This window comes from Niallia sp. FSL W8-1348, from assembly GCF_038006745.1.
Taxonomy (GTDB): Bacteria; Bacillota; Bacilli; order Bacillales; family Cytobacillaceae; genus Niallia; species Niallia alba.
Map to the genome: position 1 here is coordinate 2,873,447 of NZ_JBBOVV010000001.1, position 19,687 is coordinate 2,893,133.

The 19,687-nt window shown below is 36.9% G+C and carries 22 protein-coding genes; 12 read left to right on the plus strand and 10 right to left on the minus strand.

Annotation, left to right across the window (positions count from 1 at the left end):
* Positions 1-22: 22 nt before the first annotated feature.
* The 4 genes from NST60_RS13725 to NST60_RS13740 all read left to right on the plus strand — a co-directional run bounded on the left by NST60_RS13725 (position 23) and on the right by NST60_RS13740 (position 4,208).
* Positions 23-238, plus strand: coding sequence for a heavy-metal-associated domain-containing protein (locus NST60_RS13725; protein ID WP_016203316.1), 216 nt, complete (start codon positions 23-25; stop codon positions 236-238).
* Positions 239-249: 11 nt separating this feature from the next.
* Positions 250-2,145, plus strand: coding sequence for a heavy metal translocating P-type ATPase (locus NST60_RS13730; protein ID WP_169189344.1), 1,896 nt, complete (start codon positions 250-252; stop codon positions 2,143-2,145).
* Positions 2,146-2,188: 43 nt separating this feature from the next.
* Entirely contained in the window at positions 2,189-2,920 is a 732-nt protein-coding gene (locus NST60_RS13735; RefSeq protein WP_224427921.1) for a Crp/Fnr family transcriptional regulator, read from the plus strand.
* Between the two features lie 124 nt (positions 2,921-3,044).
* Entirely contained in the window at positions 3,045-4,208 is a 1,164-nt protein-coding gene (locus NST60_RS13740; protein ID WP_341099009.1) for a diguanylate cyclase, read from the plus strand.
* A 126-nt stretch (positions 4,209-4,334) separates the two neighbouring features.
* Here NST60_RS13740 and NST60_RS13745 read toward each other — a convergent pair whose 3' ends face one another.
* Positions 4,335-4,625, minus strand: coding sequence for an AbrB/MazE/SpoVT family DNA-binding domain-containing protein (locus NST60_RS13745; protein ID WP_016203311.1), 291 nt, complete (start codon positions 4,623-4,625; stop codon positions 4,335-4,337).
* Positions 4,626-4,816: 191 nt separating this feature from the next.
* On the opposite strand from NST60_RS13745, the gene NST60_RS13750 reads away from it, so the two are divergent.
* A complete protein-coding gene (locus NST60_RS13750) occupies positions 4,817-5,659 on the plus strand; it encodes an aldo/keto reductase (RefSeq protein ID WP_224427919.1) in 843 nt (280 codons plus the stop codon).
* A gap of 345 nt (positions 5,660-6,004) precedes the next feature.
* On the plus strand, positions 6,005-6,955 hold the full coding sequence (locus tag NST60_RS13755; RefSeq protein ID WP_341099010.1) for a nuclease-related domain-containing protein: 951 nt from the start codon (positions 6,005-6,007) through the stop codon (positions 6,953-6,955).
* A gap of 342 nt (positions 6,956-7,297) precedes the next feature.
* On the opposite strand, the gene NST60_RS13760 is transcribed toward NST60_RS13755, so the two are convergent.
* Complete coding sequence (locus NST60_RS13760) at positions 7,298-8,368, minus strand: hypothetical protein (protein WP_341099011.1); 1,071 nt, start codon at positions 8,366-8,368, stop codon at positions 7,298-7,300.
* A gap of 216 nt (positions 8,369-8,584) precedes the next feature.
* Between NST60_RS13760 and NST60_RS13765 the strand changes: the two genes are divergently transcribed.
* From NST60_RS13765 to NST60_RS13780, 4 genes are all read left to right on the plus strand, one after another.
* Entirely contained in the window at positions 8,585-9,142 is a 558-nt protein-coding gene (locus NST60_RS13765) for a thioredoxin family protein (protein WP_341099012.1), read from the plus strand.
* A gap of 283 nt (positions 9,143-9,425) precedes the next feature.
* Positions 9,426-11,183: an ABC transporter ATP-binding protein gene (locus NST60_RS13770; RefSeq protein ID WP_169189340.1), complete on the plus strand. Its 1,758-nt coding sequence runs from the start codon at positions 9,426-9,428 to the stop codon at positions 11,181-11,183.
* Positions 11,176-13,026, plus strand: a complete 1,851-nt coding sequence (locus NST60_RS13775) for an ABC transporter ATP-binding protein (protein WP_407939844.1) — start codon at positions 11,176-11,178, stop codon at positions 13,024-13,026. The genes NST60_RS13770 and NST60_RS13775 overlap by 8 nt, the downstream gene beginning before the upstream one ends.
* A 94-nt stretch (positions 13,027-13,120) precedes the next feature.
* Positions 13,121-13,621, plus strand: a complete 501-nt coding sequence (locus tag NST60_RS13780; protein ID WP_016203305.1) for a MarR family winged helix-turn-helix transcriptional regulator — start codon at positions 13,121-13,123, stop codon at positions 13,619-13,621.
* Between the two features lie 496 nt (positions 13,622-14,117).
* Here the strand turns inward: NST60_RS13780 and NST60_RS13785 are convergent, their stop codons facing one another.
* Both NST60_RS13785 and NST60_RS13790 read right to left on the minus strand, forming a co-directional pair.
* A complete protein-coding gene (locus NST60_RS13785; protein WP_212120821.1) occupies positions 14,118-14,495 on the minus strand; it encodes a retropepsin-like aspartic protease in 378 nt (125 codons plus the stop codon).
* The gene (locus NST60_RS13790) at positions 14,492-14,740 is read right to left on the minus strand and encodes a hypothetical protein (RefSeq protein ID WP_016203303.1); all 249 of its coding nucleotides are present in this window, start codon (positions 14,738-14,740) and stop codon (positions 14,492-14,494) included. Before NST60_RS13790 ends, NST60_RS13785 begins: the two co-directional genes overlap by 4 nt.
* Before the next feature lie 373 nt (positions 14,741-15,113).
* Between NST60_RS13790 and NST60_RS13795 the strand changes: the two genes are divergently transcribed.
* Complete coding sequence (locus tag NST60_RS13795; protein ID WP_101729787.1) at positions 15,114-15,302, plus strand: hypothetical protein; 189 nt, start codon at positions 15,114-15,116, stop codon at positions 15,300-15,302.
* A 406-nt stretch (positions 15,303-15,708) separates the two neighbouring features.
* Here the strand turns inward: NST60_RS13795 and NST60_RS13800 are convergent, their stop codons facing one another.
* The 6 genes from NST60_RS13800 to NST60_RS13825 form a co-directional block, all read right to left on the minus strand.
* Entirely contained in the window at positions 15,709-16,536 is an 828-nt protein-coding gene (locus NST60_RS13800) for a MerR family transcriptional regulator (protein WP_341099016.1), read from the minus strand.
* 20 nt (positions 16,537-16,556) lie between these two features.
* A complete protein-coding gene (locus NST60_RS13805) occupies positions 16,557-17,720 on the minus strand; it encodes an MFS transporter (RefSeq protein WP_016203300.1) in 1,164 nt (387 codons plus the stop codon).
* A gap of 124 nt (positions 17,721-17,844) precedes the next feature.
* Positions 17,845-18,108 carry a CBO0543 family protein gene (locus NST60_RS13810; RefSeq protein WP_016203299.1) on the minus strand — a complete coding sequence of 88 codons (264 nt, stop codon included), beginning with the start codon at positions 18,106-18,108 and terminating at the stop codon, positions 17,845-17,847.
* Between the two features lie 33 nt (positions 18,109-18,141).
* The gene (locus NST60_RS13815) at positions 18,142-18,297 is read right to left on the minus strand and encodes a hypothetical protein (protein WP_236681243.1); all 156 of its coding nucleotides are present in this window, start codon (positions 18,295-18,297) and stop codon (positions 18,142-18,144) included.
* Between the two features lie 100 nt (positions 18,298-18,397).
* Positions 18,398-18,871: a hypothetical protein gene (locus NST60_RS13820; protein ID WP_341099019.1), complete on the minus strand. Its 474-nt coding sequence runs from the start codon at positions 18,869-18,871 to the stop codon at positions 18,398-18,400.
* 38 nt (positions 18,872-18,909) lie between these two features.
* On the minus strand, positions 18,910-19,356 hold the full coding sequence (locus NST60_RS13825; RefSeq protein WP_341099020.1) for a hypothetical protein: 447 nt from the start codon (positions 19,354-19,356) through the stop codon (positions 18,910-18,912).
* A 163-nt stretch (positions 19,357-19,519) separates the two neighbouring features.
* Between NST60_RS13825 and NST60_RS13830 the strand changes: the two genes are divergently transcribed.
* Positions 19,520-19,678 (plus strand): hypothetical protein, encoded by a 159-nt coding sequence (locus NST60_RS13830; protein WP_341099024.1) that lies wholly within the window; start codon positions 19,520-19,522, stop codon positions 19,676-19,678.
* Positions 19,679-19,687 lie beyond the last annotated feature (9 nt).

Below are 19,687 nucleotides of genomic sequence, written 5' to 3' on the forward strand. Positions count from 1 at the left end.
TAAAAAGAAGGAGGAAAAGAAAATGTCTAAAGCTGTTTTTCAATTAGAGCCACTTACATGTCCATCTTGTATTAAAAAATTGGAAGGGATTCTCCATAAAACAAGTGGAGTTGTTTCAGCAAAAGTATTATTTAGCTCCAGTAAAGTAAAAGTTGAATATGATTCCCATATTTTAGAGACTCAACAAATAAAAAATATCCTATGTAAAATAGGTTATTCTGTCTTAGCTGTAAAGTAGGTGGATAGAAGATGAACAAACATAAGAATCATTACATGATAATTTCAGGGACACTAATTTTAGTTGGGATGATAACGGGAATGCTGGGGAAGGAGACGGGAAAAGGTTACTTTCTAATAGTGGCTGCTGTCATTGCTAGTATACCAATTGCAAGGAAAGCTTTCCTTGCATTACGAATGAAGGCATTTAGTATTGAATTATTAGTAACCATTGCTGTCATTGCAGCCCTTTTTATAGGGGAATATGTAGAAGCATCTATTGTTGCTTTTCTGTTTCTATTTGGCGCTTTTCTGGAAGTTCGTACATTGGAAAAAACGCGATCAAGTCTAAAGTATTTAATAAATATGACCCCACAAAAGGCAACGGTAATAAGGGATAAAAGGCAAGTGGAAGTATCAGTAGAAGAAGTGATAAAAGGGGACCGAGTTATATTACGCTCTGGTGGGCAAGTTCCTGTGGATGGAAAAGTGATCACTGGAAAGGCATTGCTAAATGAAGCGGCAATTACCGGAGAGAGTATTCCTGTAACGAAAAAAACTGGAGATACCTTATATAGCGGTACGATGGTAGATAGCGGTTATCTGGAGATGCTTGCAGAAAAGGTTGGTGATGATACTACCTTTGCCAAAATTATTGAATTAGTAGAAGAAGCGCAAGAATCGAAAACAAAAACGGAGAAGTTTTTAGATAGATTTGCACAATTATATACACCGGGAGTGGTTTTGCTAGCAATTATCGTTTATGCCATTACAAGAAATCTTCATTTAGCCATTACTTTGTTAGTGATTGCCTGTCCTGGGGCATTGGTTATCGGAGCTCCTGTATCAAATGTGGCGGGAATTGGCAATGGAGCAAGAAATGGCGTTCTCGTCAAAGGTGGGGAAGTAATGGAAATACTTTCAAAAGTGGATATATTAGTGTTTGATAAAACGGGAACATTGACAAAAGGGAAGCCGGAAGTAACTGACATAAAAACCTTTGGAGAGATAAGCGAGAATGAAATTTTACGTTTGGCTGCAGAAGCAGAAAGCGGTTCTGAACATCATTTAGGAAAAGCGATAGTAAAAGAAGCATTCACAAGAAGATTAGTATGGAACCAAGTACCTAATACGATAGAGATTATAAAAGGAAAAGGAATTAGTGCTAAAGTAGAAGGTTTTACGGTCGTCATTGGCAATCGTTCGATGATGCTTGAATCTAGCATTGAAATGACAACAGGTGTTATCCAATATGCAGTAGCACGTGAAAACCTTGGAAATACTGCTATCTTTGTGGCTGTGAATGGAGGAATAAAGGCAGTAATTTCTGTTGCTGACCAAATAAGAGAAGATGCGGTTACTTCTTTACAAGAATTAAGAGCAGATGGGATTCGCAAAGTAGTCATGTTAACGGGTGATAATCAAGCAACAGCCAAAATAGTGGCAACTCAGCTTGGAATAGAAGAGTATCATGCGGAATTATTACCAGAAGATAAAGTAGAAATGATAAAAGCATTACAAAGGAAAGGACATATGGTAGCCATGGCTGGCGACGGTATTAACGATGCACCTGCTATTGGAACGGCAAATATCGGAGTGGCAATGGGAGAGGGAGGAACCGATGTTGCCATGGAAACGGCTGATATCGTATTAATGGCTGATCGATTGTCCCAACTATCCCATGCATATGCTTTATCAAAAGCAACGATTCGCAATATGAAAGCAAACACGTATTTTGCAGTTGGGGTAGCGTTTATTTTATTAATGGGTGTCCTGCTCGATTATGTTCATTTGGCTTCGGGGATGTTTATTCATGAAGCAAGTGTGCTAATTGTTATTTTACATGCGATGAGATTAGTGCGCTTTAATAAGACAAATAGAAAGGTCCCAATAGTAAGTAGCAAGGAAAGTCATGCTAAACATGCTTAAATTACTTGGTGAAATGGTAGAATAGGAGGAGGAGGGGTGCGGCATGCCGAGCAAGCAGCAATCTTGTGATCATACTTTTAAATGCAATCATTCAACAGAATCTATTCATTCTTGTGTATCATCGGTGCCTATTTTCAATCATTTAGAAAAAGAACAAATGGCAGAAATTATGGATATGGTGCAATCACTAATCTATAAAAAAGGAGAAATCCTTTATCATGCTGGTGATCCATCCGACTCTTTATCTATTGTCAATAAAGGAAAAATAAAAATTTACCGTTTATCAGAGTCTGGGAAAGAACAGCTTATTCGTATTTTGCATCCTGGTGACTTTACAGGCGAGTTAGCGTTATTTACAGAGACAATCCATGAAGCATACGCAGAAGCAATGCTGGAGACACATGTCTGTATCATCAAGCGTGCGGATTTACACACATTATTATTACGATATCCAACAATTTCTTTCAAAATTTTGGCAGAATTTGCTGCCCGTTTAGAACAATCAGAAAAGCAAACAACCAATCTCGCAACAGAAAAAGTGGAAAAACGAATCGCTCTTTATTTGATAGAGTGTTTAGGCGAAGGAAAAGATCTAAAGCAACCGCAAGAAATCAAGCTACCAATGACAAAAAAAGATTTAGCCTCCTATTTAGGAACCACACCTGAAACAATCAGCCGTAAATTATCCGATTTTGAAGAACAAGGATATATTGAACAAAAACCACAAAACAAAATGAAAATTTGGGGACATGCCCTTGCCGAATTAACTCGGTAAATGGCGTGTCCTTCTGTTTTCTAAAAAAACAGTTCTCCCCACGGAAAGCGAAGTTATGCAGGCTACGGGTAAATAGCCACAAACTTTACGAAAACAACCTTTTCTTAACATGAAATCGCAAGAGATGAGACAAAATACAGTTATTAACAATCCATTTTTTCAGCAAGAATTACAACAAGAAAATAGGGTGATGAAAATTAAATTAATGCTTAAGGCCTTTTTAGATAATATAACATTAATAATTACATTTATGTTTTTGGTACTGCAGCTAAAAGAATACCTTGTATTGCGTTATAAAAATATTCTCAAGTATATGTGGGCTTTACCCATTGTTGTTAGTCTACTAAGTATAGGTGTAATGTGGGAGCCACTGATATATGGGGAAGTACGCTTAGATTTACGAGGTGTTCCTATTTTCTATATTTCTTATTTATTGGGCTGGAAATATGGATTAATTTCCACTTTCTTACCAGCTCTATATCGTTATCATCTAGGTGGAACAAGTGTTTTACAAGGAATTTTCCAGGCCATCATCCTTCCATTTGCAATAGGAGCTTTTTTTCAGAATAGGAAATGCTATAATCCGCCATATTCCATTCTAAATATTAGGCATATGTTAAGAGCATTTAACTGTTATCAGGTTATAAGATTTTTCCTTATTCTTCAGACGACCAATGTATCGTTTATTACAGTCATTTGTCTGATATTATTTGAGATAGCTGCTGTTCTTTGCATTTTTTTTATGCAAAATGATGTAAGCAGAAAGCTATTATTTCGGAAAGAACTAGAATATCATTCAAGGCATGATAGCATGACCAACTTATATAATCTGCGTTTTTTTCGAACAAATGTTGAAAAATTAATGGGAAGTAATGTACCTGTTGTCATCGCCATGATGGATGTAGATTATTTTAAAAAATATAACGATACCCATGGTCATCCAGCAGGTGATGCAGTTCTGCGCACCATTGCCCAGCTATTAAATGACTCTATGAGAAAAGAAGATGTTTTTGCCCGATATGGTGGAGAGGAATTTATTATTTGTTTTACAAACATAACGAATATGCAAACAGCTGTAAACATTGCTGAGCGATTTCGCAAAAATGTGGAAGATTATCGATTTTTTGGAGAAGAAACCCAGCCAGATGGAAAAGTAACCGTTTCTGTTGGATTAGGGGGTCTATCTGATGGGAAATTATTAGATGAGTTAATTAAAGAAGCAGATCAAATGCTATATAAAGCAAAGAAAACAGGCAGAAATGTTGTAGAATGGAACAGTTCCTCTTAGGGTGGGGGACTACCATTCGTAATGGGGGAAATGGGCGTTGGTTGTCTATTTTCAAAAAGAAAAGACAATCCCATCTATCGAGTGAAAAATGATGGAATTGTCCTATAATAAATATTCGTATATCGTTTACTTGTGAGAATCATTTGCAAAGACCGACTCCAATTCTTTCATTAATAATTCTGCGCCTTCCTTGCTTAACACAAGCTTTCCGTTACCAAAACTGATGTTATCGGGTGAGACTTCCCCAGTAATCGCACATTCTTCAAACGCTTTATACTTCTGAAAGACGATTTTTTCCCCTTCGACAAAAATTTCCAAAGGATCCTTAATTTCAATTCCTAATGTTCTTCGCAATTCTCTTGGAATAACAATACGTCCTAATTCATCTACTTTTCGAACAATTCCTGTGCTTTTCATACTTTTTCCCTCCCCATACATTTTTTTAATATATATCCTATATTTTAACATACCGATTACGGAATGAAAGAAAAATATTTTGAAATAAAGGTAAATAGATGGAGCAAATCACTAGAATTTGTTACTAGATATCCTCTATACTTTGTAGATGAGGAAATCTTTTCCTAATTTAGAGAAGGAGGAAATCATTCATGTCTACAACGATTCCACAAATCACACTTAATGATGGTCTTGTTATTCCTGCAATTGGCCTTGGTACCTATAATTTACGAGGAGCGTCTGGCGTTCAGGCAATAACCTCAGCGATTGATACGGGCTATCGTTTACTAGATTCTGCTTTCAATTACGAAAACGAAGGAGCACTTGGAGAAGCTGTTCGCCGCAGCACAGTAAGCAGGGAACAGTTATTCATTACTTCCAAACTTCCAGGTCGACATCACCAGTACGACAAAGCACTCTACACCATCCAAGAATCACTTTACCGCACAAAGTTAGATTATTACGACTTATTTCTTATTCACTGGCCAAACCCCAAAACAGATTTATACGTAGAAGCATGGCAAGCATTAATTGACGCAAAAAAATGGGGTCTCATCCGCTCTATTGGCGTATGCAATTTCCTACCAGAGCATCTCGAACGCTTGAAAAAAGAAACTGGCGTACTGCCAAGTATTAACCAAGTAGAACTACACCCATTTTTTTCACAAAAAGAACAACTAGCCTACGACAAAGAAAACGGCATCGTAACCGAATCATGGAGCCCACTCGGCCGAGCAAACAATGTATTAGAAAACGAAACCATTCAACAAATAGCAGAAGCACACGGAAAATCAATATCCCAAGTCATCCTCAGATGGCACACCCAACTAGGAGCATTGCCAATTCCAAAATCAAGCTCCCCACAACGCCAACGAGAAAACATAGAAATATTCGATTTTACACTGACCGAAGAAGAAATGAACAAAATTTCTAGTCTCACTCGTGCAGATGGCCGGATTGCCGATCAAGATCCAGCTGTTTATGAGGAATTTTGAGTTAGATTGACTTAAGGAGTGGGGAATTGGGCGGTAGTTGGGGATATTCGCGGGAAAATGGTTATGTATTAGGGCGGAGTTTGGTGGGAATTAGCTAGAGCATGGGGGAAATCAGCCAAAGTATGGATATATCAGCCAAACTAGAGAGGAAATCAGCCAAAGTATGGATATATCAGCCAAACTAGGGAGGAAATCAGCCAAAGCATGGTTATATCAGCCAAACTAGGGAGGAAATCAGCCAAACTACAGATATATCAGCCAAACCCAATTCCTTCCCCCACAAAAAGGAATTCCAAGCAATAAAATAGAATAACTGAAATAGAAAAAGAGAAAGGAAGTGGTAATTTGTTTTTAAACGAAGTTTGCAAGAGTGATAGATTAAAATCTACAGAAATACTCATTAAAAGGTTAAAAGAAACGCATAAACTAAGACCGAATGTAATGAAAGACTTAAGGAAACTGCTTACTGGTTATAATGGCGAGAAAGAAATGAAGTATCAACAATTTTTACCAGAAAAGGATTGCCTCATTATCCATAATCTTCGCCTTTACGATGGAAAAAACCATTTTCAGATCGACTACCTCATCCTCACCCAACGATTCGCTCTTATTGTCGAATGCAAAAACTATTACGGAGAAGTGGAAATCGACTCCAACTTTAATCAAATGATTCGAACAGGAGATGAAAAGGTAGAAGGTTTTTCTAATCCAATTTCCCAAGCAAAAAGACACCAGCGTCAATTACTAACATACTTCAAACAACATAATCTCCCACCACTCCCCATCGAATTCATCGTAATTTTCAGCAATCCATCCACTATTATAAAAGGAGATCCATCCATTAAAGACGTAGTCATTCACAGCCACAGTTTTTCAGAAAAATGGGATAAGCTCGTCGCGAAATATAGAAGGGCTTCCATTGTTGATATCAAGTTGCTTCGCAAAGCAGCAAAAAACCTCTTGAAAAATAACACTCCAGAAACCGTTGATTTATTAAAAAAATACGGAGTTCAACCAAGCGACCTCATCACAGGTGTACAATGCCCATCTTGCGAAAAATTTGCAATGATACGCCAAAAACGCAAATGGTTCTGTCCTCACTGCAACACATATGACAAAGATGCGCATCACCAAACTGTGACCGATTACCTTTTATTAATAAAAGCCACTATTACAAATAAGGAATTCCGCAAATTTGCCAACGTTTCTTCACGTGAGACAGCTGCAAAGATGCTAGTAAGAATGAATTTGCCAAGTAAAGGAGAAAACAAAGGGAGAAAGTATCATAAACCGTAAGTAATTAAATAAATATTCGAATGGATGATGAGTAGAGAATGAAACTGTGCTCATTATCCACCGAATATTGACCGAAATGGAGGAGGAATCAGCCAAAGTAGAAATATATCAGCCAACCCCGGGCCGAAATCAGCCAAAGTAGAAATATATCAGCCAACCCCGGGCCGAAATCAGCCAAAGTAGAAATATATCAGCCAATCCCGAGCCGAAATCAGCCAAAGCAGGAATATATCAGCCAACCCCGGGCCAAAATCAGCCAAAGTAGAAATATATCAGCCAATCCCGAGTCAAAATCAGCCAACCCACAATTATATCAGCCAACCACCACCCAAAAATTCCACCTTACAACTTCTCCCCCAACAAAACCGCCATCAACCGCTTCTCCAACACAATATCAGTCGCATTTGGATTACTTTTCTCCAGCTTAGCCCCTTCTTCACAAAGTGCGGCTGCTTTATCCTGGTCTCCGTTCACATACAATTCATAAGCAGCGGCAATTCGTTTGTTGCTCATTTGCTTAATGGCTAAAAATCGTTTAATTTCTTTGTTCTGATAAATGGAACGAATTTCTTCCATATCGCCTTCTAGGACAGTCAATAAAAATAATCGCTCTTTTGCCACTTCTACTCGGAAAAGGGAGATAAGCGCGTCTTTTCTTGCCCACAGCATATCATTAATTCTTTTTGCCTCTTCAAAATCTAAGCGTTCCATTGCTAGAACTTGCTGTATGCATAATGTCCACTGCGAAAAATAGTCACTGCCATCATCGCCATCTGGTAGGTTAAATAATTCTTCTGGCAATTCTTGATACAAAACACCTTTAGAAGTTTGGGCATAGACATAGAATTGGGAGTAGAGTTGCCATTGTTTCTTTTCTTTACTCCAAGCCATTTTTAACGACATTCCATCGTTAAAGCCATAGGGGATAATATTGGTTACCCCGATAAAGAGCCCGATGAGAACGAAAAGAGTTACAGGCAGGGGAAAAGCATCGCTACTTACTATCCAAGCAATGCCACCAACTACTGCACTACTGAGAAAATTGATGATTACGCCACCGCATAAATACAGCTTAAATGGAAATTTTCCTTCCACATACGGTGGTGGTGCCATTAAACATTGACCTAACGTACCTGGCACATGCAGCTTTTTCCATTTCAAGCCATCCTTAGTTGCAACGATTGTCCAAGAAAAAACGCGAAATGAAACAAACGAATAGCCAGTTAATTTTCCAAAAATAAGATGTCCAGCTTCATGTAAAATAATATGTATTACATAAAATAAGATTAAACAAATGACGCCGATAAGGAAATTAGTGATACTCCATTCTTGTGATAAAATAGCAAGCGTAAGTGTAGCGCCAAACACTCCCCCAATCAAAGCCATACCGAGCGTAGAAAGAAATTTCTTCATGCCATAACTCCCATCTTTAAGTATATTCTTAAAATCATTGTAACAAAGCTCTATACAATCAACTATCAGAAAAAGAAATTTATTCCACTCTTAATGGTCAGTAAGACTTCCCCCTAATGGAAGTTTTACTTTATCCCCAATCCAATAAATAGAATGAAAAGCAGATAAATAGTAAAATAATAGAGAAGGCTTACAAAAAAAGGAGTGTGTACATAAATGAAAACGGAACAACAATATTTTGAAGAAGGTTCAACGATTCAAGTATATATGGAGAATATGAGTACATTAAAAGAGGAAAGTTATGAAGTATATGATAACTTCACCTTACCACAAGATGGATTTGTGGAGGAATTAAAGCAGCATAAATTGCACTTCTTAACAATTACAGAAGATTGGTGTGGTGATGCGATGGTGATTAATCCTGTTCTCCGCAAAGTAGTCGAAGCTGCTGGTCTACCAATGCATGTAGCATTACGAGATGCGGATACGGATTTAATTGATCGTCATTTGACAAACGGCGGCAGAGCAATTCCAATGGTGCTTATTTTGAATGAACAAGGGGAACTAATTGGTAAATGGGGACCACGTGCACCAGAAGTACAAGCAATGGTAACAGAGGGTCGCGCTAAGCTTCCAGCAAAAGAGGATCCAACATTTGATGAAAAGCAAAAAGAGTTTTATACCCAGTTACAAAAGAAGTATCGCACGGACCCAGCTATTTGGGCATATGTATACAATAGCTTTAAGAGTAGATTACAAGAGATCATTAAATAAGCTAATGACAGTCCCTAAATCAGGGGGCTGTTTATTTTTGCACCTCCTTCCAAACATGGTAAATGTTTTTGTTTGACAATGATCAATAAAATCATTAATATAATCGCATACGATATATCGGATACGATGTATCTTGTTCGATGTATTTTAATTTTCAGAAACTAAGCAACACATGGATCCTTTTATAGAATAAGAATCCATTAGTTCGAACACAATGAAAGCAACAGGTCAAACAAGAACTGCAACCGGTAGGATTTTTGGCTGCAGGAGGAGGAATGGATTCATGTTAAACATTTTTAAAAACTTTCAAAAAAAGGACTGGATGTTCATTTCATGTGCATTAGTCTTTATTATTTTACAAGTATGGCTTGATTTGAAGCTTCCGGATTATATGGCTGAAATAACTAGACTTGTACAGACAGAGGGAAGTGAGCTAAGTGACGTTTTAACACAAGGTGGATTTATGATCCTTTGTGCGGTGGGAAGTATGGTGGCTTCCATTATCACGGTTTTCTTTGCCGCAAAAGTTGCTGCTGGTTTTTCTAACCGTCTGCGTAAAAAAGTCTTTGATAAAACATTATCTTTTTCAATGGAAGAACTTTCTGGTTTTTCTACGGCTAGTTTAATTACTCGTTCTACAAATGACATTATACAAGTGCAAATGTTGATTATCTTAAGCTTGCAAATTGTCATCAAGGCTCCAATTATTGCGGTTTGGGGGATCTTGAAAATTACCGGAAAGAGTTGGGAATGGACCGCTGCTACTGGTGTGGCAATTGCAGTACTATTAGTGTTAATAGCTACGATTGTTATCGTTGCCCTTCCTAAATTTAAAATTATCCAGAAATTAACGGATAATCTTAATATGGTAACAAGAGAGCATTTAAGTGGGATTCGTGTTGCTCATGCTTATAATGCATCCAACTATCATGAAAATAAGTTTGAGAAAGCGAATAAGGAACTAACTGATACGAATTTATTCACTACAAGAATCATGGCTTTGATGATGCCAACCATTTCCCTCATTATGTCAGGAATGACGCTTGCCATCTATTGGATTGGTGCTGTGTTAATTAATAATGCAGCCATGCCAGATCGCTTGCCAATATTCTCGGATATGGTTGTCTTCTCTTCCTATGCAATGCAAATCATCATGGCCTTTATGATGGTTTCCATTACATTTGTGCTGCTTCCTCGTGCTGCAGTATCGATTAAGCGAATCAACGAAGTGCTAAATACAGATGTGAAAATAAAGAGTGGTACGAAAACGGCTGGAGATAAGATCGGAGAGATTGAATTCCGCCAAGTTAGCTTTAAGTATCCTGGTGCAAGTGATTATATTCTTCGAGATATCAGCTTTACTGCTTCCAAAGGAGAAACGGTAGCGATTATCGGTTCTACTGGTAGCGGAAAAAGTACCTTGCTGAACCTGATACCACGCTTTATGGAAGCAACGGACGGCGAGATTCTCGTTGATGGTCTTAATGTAAAAGATTACAAGCTAGAAGCATTACGAGATAAAATTGGTTATGTATCGCAAAAAGCAGTTATGTTCAGTGGTTCTGTTTCTTCCAATGTCACGCTTGGGGAAGAATCTAAGCAATCTGTAGAACAATCGAACATCCAACGAGCAGTTGAAATTGCTCAAGGGAAGGATTTTATTGAAAAAATGGATCAGCAATATGATGCAACGATCTCACAAGGTGGAACAAATCTTTCTGGTGGACAGAAACAGAGATTATCGATTGCGCGTGCTATTTATAAAAATCCGGAAATCTATTTATATGATGATTCCTTTTCCGCATTGGACTATAAAACAGACCGTGTTCTACGTTCCAAGCTAAAAGAGGAAATAAACGATGCCACTAACATTATAGTTGCACAGCGCATTGGAACCATTAAAGATGCTGACCGAATTCTTGTATTAGATAAAGGCGAAGTAGTTGGAATGGGAACACATGATGAGCTGATGACAACTTGTGAGGTATATCAAGAAATTGCCTTATCACAATTATCAAAGGAGGAACTCGAAATTGGGTAAAAAAACGGATGCAAAAGAAGCCAAAAATAAACGAAATCAACCCCAAACAGACGAGTTGGGTAAACAACCAGCCAAATCGATCCCTCCAGGTGCGAAAGGCATGAATTTTTCAAGTTTAAAGGAACTGGCTGTCTACTGTAAGGCCTATTTCCCCATCATTATCTTTGCATTAATCCTTGCCATGGCAGCGGCGATCTTTAGTATTATTGGTCCTGATCAGCTTAGCAAAATGACGGATTATATTACAGCAGGGTTGATGGGAGAAATTGATCTTGATGCTGTCTATGATGTAGCCATTCTTTTGGTTTTTCTATATGGTTTAGGATTTATTTTTAACTATGTGCAAGGCTATATTATGGCAACTGTGACACAAAGAATTTCTAAACAATTAAGAAGAGATATTTCAGTAAAAATCAATCGTTTGCCGTTAAGATATTTTGATAATACAACAACAGGTGATGTGCTTAGTCGGGTCACAAATGATGTCGATATGGTTGGACAGACGATGAACCAAAGTATTAGTAGCTTAATCACTGCTGTTACGATGTTCGTAGGTTCCTTAATCATGATGTTCTATACAAACTGGATTATGGCTATTTCAGCTATTCTATCCACCTTCATTGGGTTTGCGTTTATGTTTTTTATCATTTCGAAATCACAAAAGTACTTCGCTCAACAGCAACAAGAGCTTGGAAAACTAAATGGTCATATTGAGGAAATCTACTCTGGCCATAATGTAGTGAAAGCATATAATGGAGAGCAACAGGCGAAGGATGCCTTTTCTGCCATCAATACACGACTATATGAGAGTGCGTGGAAATCACAATTTATGTCAGGGCTGATGATGCCACTAATGATGTTTATTGGGAACTTCGGCTATGTAGTTGTCTGTATTGTCGGTGCAACGCTTGCAGTTAACGGCAATATTTCATTTGGTGTAATTGTTGCCTTTATGTTGTATATTCGCTTATTCACACAGCCACTTCAGCAAATTGCACAAGCAGCGACAAATCTACAGTCAACAGCGGCAGCAAGTGGACGTGTTTTTGAATTCTTATCAGAAGAAGAATTGGCAACTGAAGACGAGAAGAAAGAAAAACTTACGAATGTCAAAGGCGATGTAGAATTTAAGCATGTACGTTTTGGCTATAGCGAAGATAAAACGGTTATTCAAGATTTCTCTGTACGCGTAAATGCTGGACAGAAAGTCGCAATTGTAGGACCGACTGGAGCGGGAAAAACAACGTTAATTAATTTGCTTATGCGTTTTTATGAAATAAATGATGGCGAGATAACGATTGATGGTATCCCAACAAACGAAATGACAAGAGAGGCTTTACACGATCTTTTCTGTATGGTGCTCCAAGATACGTGGATATTTGAAGGTTCTATCCGCGACAATATCGTCTATTCAAGAGAAGGGGTATCCGATGAAGAAGTGGAAGCTGCCTGCCAAGCAGTTGGATTACATCACTTCATTCAAACATTACCGAACGGCTATGATACGATCTTGGATGACAAGACGAGCTTATCAGCAGGTCAAAAACAGCTTATCACCATCGCACGTGCTATGGTGAAAATGGCGCCATTACTTATTTTAGATGAAGCAACTAGCTCCGTAGATACGCGTACGGAATTACTGATTCAAACAGCGATGGATAAGCTGACGGAAGGAAAAACTTCCTTTGTCATTGCACATAGACTTTCAACGATCAAAAATGCTGACTTAATTCTCGTGATGAAAGAGGGCGATATTGTCGAAGCAGGAACACATCAGGAGTTAATGGAGAAGAATGGATTCTATGCAGAGCTTTATAATAGCCAGTTTGAAGAAGCATCGTAAAAATTTTTTCATAAATAAAAGAAAGACTCGCAGAAGGTTAGCGAGTTTTTCTTCAAAGTAAGGATCAATTGATTTTTACAGAAGGGGGTAAAAAATGTTAGATAGGGCCACGTACATTTGGGAATCGATCGACTTCTTGAATCGATTTATAATGAAGAGCCTGCAGAGGCATGCAGAAGGACATGGTGTGACTGCTCCCCAAGCCCGAGTAATGCTCGAAGTCTTTATTAATAAAAAAATTAGCGTAAAGCAGCTTACCCAAAATCTGCGTATGACGCAAAGTACTGTTTCAGATATCGTGGAACGACTAACAGAAAAAGGGTTGCTCATTAAGAAACCGAATCCGAAAGACAAGCGATCTGTTCAGATTATGTTAACAGAAAAAATGGTTAAGATAATCGAAGAAACAGCCCCAAAGCCAATCCAGCAAATAATGGGATCGGTATTAGAAAATTTACAACCAAGCGAGCAAGCAAAGGTAGAAGAAGGAATGAGGTTATTGGTAGCAGCTGTTGGGAAGAAGATGGAAGCAGATGGTATCGATGACTTAGAAGATTTCGAAGTGCTATTTTTGCCAAAGGAAAATAAGCAGTAAAAGAAAAAGTCGGGTCCGAGACCTGACTTTTTTTATGCCTGCTAAAAATCACCATTATACGAAGGATAGAAATAGTATAACCTGCTAATATAAGAACCAAATGCTTTTAGTAAAGATGAGCTAATCAGTCCGATGAAAATGCGGGAAAAAATAAATAGAGATAAGGTATTAATGTATAATCTCCTTTAATCTGCTATGCGTAATCATTCTTGCAGTATCTAAATATGGTCTATAGTTCCACTGTATTTCTAATAAAATGCCAATACGTATTACTTAAGAAATCAGATTTTATTCCTCTTTTATGTTCTCCATTTTTATTAAACCGTTCTGTACTCCAAATTAAGAATAAGACCTCTTTTGTTCTTGTGATTCCTAATTAGAGTAGCACTTAAAATTAAATTATTTTCACCTTCAAAAATGGAAGGGTAACCTAATTATCGTAAAATAAATTTGGCTAAATGAACCGATCTTTTGTCCGATTTTATCTGCAACTCTTCTATGGAATTCGTAATTCTAATTTCTCTAAATCAATGAGGAATTTTCCATTCATTAGGATATCAAGCCCTATGAGACCATTGATCTCCCAGTCATCTAAATTTCCAAAATCCAACTTCATTTCATGTATTTCATGTGTACCTATTTTTATAAAATTAACTAGTTTTCGAAAAGAATATTCTTCACCGCCAATACCGTATGCACTGACTAAAGGATCTCCATTTTCAAAGTAGATACCAAGGTCAAAGACAATATCGGATGAGATAAGAGTATGAGCTGCACCTGTATCAATAATAAGCTTATCTATTACTTTCGTTTTTCCTTTATAAGAAATCGTCATTTCCACTTCAAGTAAACAATTCACTAATTCTAACTTCATAATCTCATACCTCTTAAGCCACTTGGAGTTCTCAATTCAATAACAATTTTTTCAGAACCTGTATGATAAACAATGGTATTCCCTTTAGATTTAAGTAACTCTTTTGTAGCCAATTTAGAATCTTCAATAATATTAATCAATGCGACATCCGTTACAATTTTTTTATTATCTTCTATGTGAAACTCAAGGATGCTAAGTTTGACATACTGATTTGGATATAATTTGCGAACCTCACTCCATTCCATGTCTTTCGGCGCTCCTTTCCTTATTAGAGATCATATATATTATATCATTGTTCCGTCTTATTCTAGTGGTAGACATCACATGGGTGCCAATGAATGGCTGCCACCGCCGCAACATTGGCTGATAAAGCCATAACTTAGGCTGATAATCCCCTAACTTTGGTCCATTCAAGTAATCCATCGCCAAAAACCAAGTAAAACAAACAAGAGTTAACAAAAAGCTTCCACATCATACATTAAAAATATAAACCAATGCCAAAGAGCCATCCACATCATACAGCCCAATTCTTGCTTCTAATCAGGGAACCAATGCTCCACAAAAAAAGGCTAAGAATCCTGACCCCAGTGGTCCAAAGACAAGCGATCTGTTCAGATTATGTTAACAGAAAAAATGGTTAAGATAATCGAAGAAACAGCCCCAAAGCCAATCCAGCAAATAATGGGATCGGTATTAGAAAATTTACAACCAAGCGAGCAAGCAAAGGTGGAAGAAGGGATAAGGTTATTGGTAGCAACTTTTGAAAAAAATGGAATCGGATGGTATCGAGGACTTAGAAGATTTTGAAGTGCTATTTTTGCCAAAGGAAAATAAGCAGTAAAAGAAAAAGTCGGGTCCGAGACCTAACTTTTTTATGGTGAGATGTTTTAAATTTATTGTTTTCTTGCTCGGATTAGTGCCCGAGTGCCATTAAATTAAGGGCTGATGGTTAATGATCAAGTTCTTTCTTCATAATCTTATTAAGTACGAAAACGATGAAAGATTTAATAACCGATTTAATATTAGAGTTCATAACAAATTCTTTTAAAAGGTAAATATCTTGGGTAAACTGTAAATGAGTTATAATTGATTCCTCTAACTTGTTTTTCGTCGCTGATAAACATTGTTGCCAAAAGGGAATTAATTTGACTCTTTTCTTTTTGCACAATTATACGGACTTAATCCTAGCACTTACCCCATCCTATTTTCACCTTCAGTCAGCCTCAGCAACCCGCACGCTAAATTCGCTAATATACTCCTCATTCTTATGATAAAGTCCTATCGAGAATGTTTCATAAATGTCGCTTTTCACCGTCAATTTTTGCTCCTCGATGTAGGTAATTAACTTTTGCAATGTCTGAAAGTATTCTTTGAACGTATTTGATTTTACTTTGATGCTTACATATTTCCCCTTAGGGATAATCGCTCGCTCCGCTTCGCTGGAAAGACTGGAAATCTGTTTTCGCAATGGGGCGGGTGTATAAAGGTAACTATAAGAAATATTTTCTACTTTTTCATAGTGTCCGAAAGGAATAATCGAGCCATACCCATTGTTGCGGAATTCTTCTTTTGTGGCTTTCTTTAGGTTGCTATAGGAAGGATTTAGGATTGTCGCCGGCCCAATATTTTTTACTTTTGTTTGAATAATGGGCTGCTCTTCTTTTTCCATCACAATAATTTCTCCAAACGGATATTCCTGTCTTTGCAATTCCTCTCGGATCTCTCTAATGGATTGTTGCGTCTCTAGTAAAGAAGCTATTTTTTCGGTTATCAAGTCTTCTTGTTTTTTCAAAAAAGCGACGAAATCCAAGTTATCGGTCTCTTGAATTTCTTTAATTTGACTAAGCGGAGTGCCGATAGAAATCAGTGATTTTATGATATCTAGGCGATATAATTGGGAATCTCGATAGTAGCGATATTTGGTTTTCGGATCGACATAAGCTGGCTTAAATAAGCCAATCTTATCATAATGGCGAAGTGCTTTAATGGTAATATTGGCTACTTTCGATACTTCCCCAATGGAGTAAAGCTTCTCTTCCATTTTATTCAACTCCATCCAAACTAATTATTAGCTAATGACCGCTGTTTCCAAACAAGTGTCAAGGCAATTCCAATTGCTAAAAAGACAGAGGCGAAGTAGAAAGGATAATTTAAATCGATATCGAATAATATCCCCCCGATAATCGGACCGAATACATTGCCGATGCTTGTGAACATCGAATTCATCCCGCCGACAAAGCCTTGTTCGTTTCCAGCAATTTTTGAAAGATACGTAGTAACGGCAGGTCTCATTAAATCAAACCCTACGAAAACAATAATCGTAACAAACAGAATCAGAAAATAAGCGTGCACTACTGTTAAAATTAATACGAGAACCGTCGAAAAGATAAGACTGTAGCGAATTAAAAGAATTTCGCCCATCCACTTTGTAAGCTTTTCAAATAAAGCTACTTGTGCAATAACACCAACGGTTGCCCCACCTGTTATGATAATCGCAATATCCTTCGGCGTAAATCCAAATTTATGATCAACAAATAATGAGAATAATGATTCAAACGAAGATAAACCAAACGATGAAATAAAGATAATTAGAAAAGAAATAAAATACATCGGTGCAAAAATCCGCTGCCAGCCGACCTTTTCTTCTTTCGTTGATTTTTCCTCGGACCGCTGCTCTGGTTCTTTTAAAGCAAAGAAAGAGAGGATAGCAGCAACAAAACCTAAAATACCGGCAAAATAAAAAGGCATACGAGTCCCGATTTCCGCTAAAAATCCACCAATCCCAGGACCAATAATAAATCCAGTGGAAATAGCAGCAGACATATAGCCAAGTGCCTTAGGTCTAGCATCCAATGTAGTAATGTCGGCAATAAAGGCAGTAACAGCAGGCATAATAAACGCCGCACTAATCCCGCCAAGCATCCGCGAGATAAACAGAACACTGACTGTTTTTCCAACCCCGAATAATATTTCAGATGCCCCAAATATAAACAACCCGATTACAATCATTCGCTTTCTTCCATACTGGTCTGCCCAGCGTCCAGCAATAGGAGAGACAATCAGCTGGGCAATCGCGAAAGCCGCCACCATATAACCAACAACAGCACCGGAAAGATTTAACTCATTCATAATCGAAGGAGTAACAGGAATAACAAGACCAATGCCCAGAAAGGCAATGAATAGATTGATAAGTAAGATAGATAAAGTAATATTTTGTTTCAACATAATTTGCCATCTCCTTGAGTAGTTAGCTACAAATATTAAGTGTAATCTCTCCTGTTAGGGGAGAGTCAACTAGAGATGGTTATTTTCGCTAAAAGAGTCATAAATACAAAATAATTCTTTTTCCCTAACTCTGTTTAATAAATTTTACTGCGATCTTATGAAACACCATTAGAATAATATAAAGAATGGGATAAACGATCACAGAATAATACTGTTTCCAACCGTTTAAATAAAATGTTCCAGTCCAAATGAAAAGCGTTTCATAGCCCATTGCTAATATGCTCCAACCCAAAATGTAGATAGCATGTTTATATATATTTTTCCCATAAGGATAGTAATTTAAAAATACTACGTTAATGGCTGGATATATACCAAAAGCATAGATCAAAGTAGACCAATTAACACCCTTATCGAAATATCTTTATAGGTGATATTTTAAGCCTAAATAAACATCTGTTATAAGTTGTAAATACATGGCAAACAATGTTGTAGCCAATAGAACCATTGGACTGATACGTTTAGGAATTAAATAAGCAATTAGGTTGAAAATGATAACTGTGACGAAAAGAAATAACATCCTTTTTACTCCGATCTATAGTGTCTTTTACCTGTTTATCCTTTCCTAAAATCATAAAAAGCACCCCATTATTTTGAGCGCTTTCATAATAGTATACAATCTATGATATAGAATCACTCTTAATCGCTTTTCGTATGAACCAATAGTGCCAGCGCATAAAGAGGCAGGCATACATATAAAATAAAGTAGTATACCAAAAGTTCCAGCCCTTATAATGTATATATCCAACAAAAACAGCTAAGGTCTCGTATGCTACTGAAAAAGCGACCCAAAAAACAAAATAGAGAATAAATTTGTTTCTTTCTCTAGGCATAAAATTCATATATAAAATGCCAAAAAAAGCTGGCAATGATATTTGGATGATTAAATCGATTAATAAATCGCCATCTGCTATTATTAAGTCATATAAATCCAGAATTTCGCCAAAAAAAATATCTGCAATTAGTGTCTGTACTGTTACGACGAACCAAGTAATATAGATCTCTTGCTTTGTTAATCTTTTGGGCATAAGTAAAAAAATAACTCCAATTACTAAGTAAGATACTAGCAAAAAGACTATTAACATCTTGTTCATATTGTCACCTTTTAGATTGGATTTTTATATCCTTTAAGCTACTTAACAAACCATTGATAATATTTTAATAAAATGTAAAGAAGAATAGGATCTGCTATTGCAGAATGCCAAAACTCCCACCAACCATAATTAAAATAACCCCATGGTTCAGGTAACAATGCTAAAGCTTCATAAAGAAGCATAAAGATTACCCATAATAATATGTAAATTATTTTTCTTTTTACAGAAGTATCAAAAGGATACCAATTTAAAAATACGATATTAACCGGCGGTACTAAAACCGTAATAGGAAGAACAGCCGCAATATCAATACTCTTTGAAAAATAATAGTAACCTTCATACTTCAAATCCACATACTGATCAACAACGACCTGAAAAGCAACTGTAAACATCCAGATATGAGCCACTTGCTTCTTATTAAGCAATTTATTTACTTTAAAACTTACCAGGTTAAATACGAAAATTGCTATTAATAGTCCAATCATAAAATTTCCTTTTTCTTTCATAATGCGCAGTATTGTTTTGAATTATTCTTTAGAAATAAACTAATTTTCGTTAACGTTTAAAATGCCTGTAACATTCTCCAATTCGAATTCTCTTATGCTGGAATTTATATTGTCCTTAAAGATAAACGGAAAAAAGTATTAAATGGGTTTCTCAGAAAAAACAACAAAGCACAGTGGTGGATTAGCTAGAATTAATGGAGTGATTAATGAAAGCAGAGGAGAAATTAGCGGAAAAAACATGAAAATGAGCAAAACAATAAATATATCAGCCAAAACAACAAAGAAATCAGCCAAACAATAAATATATCAG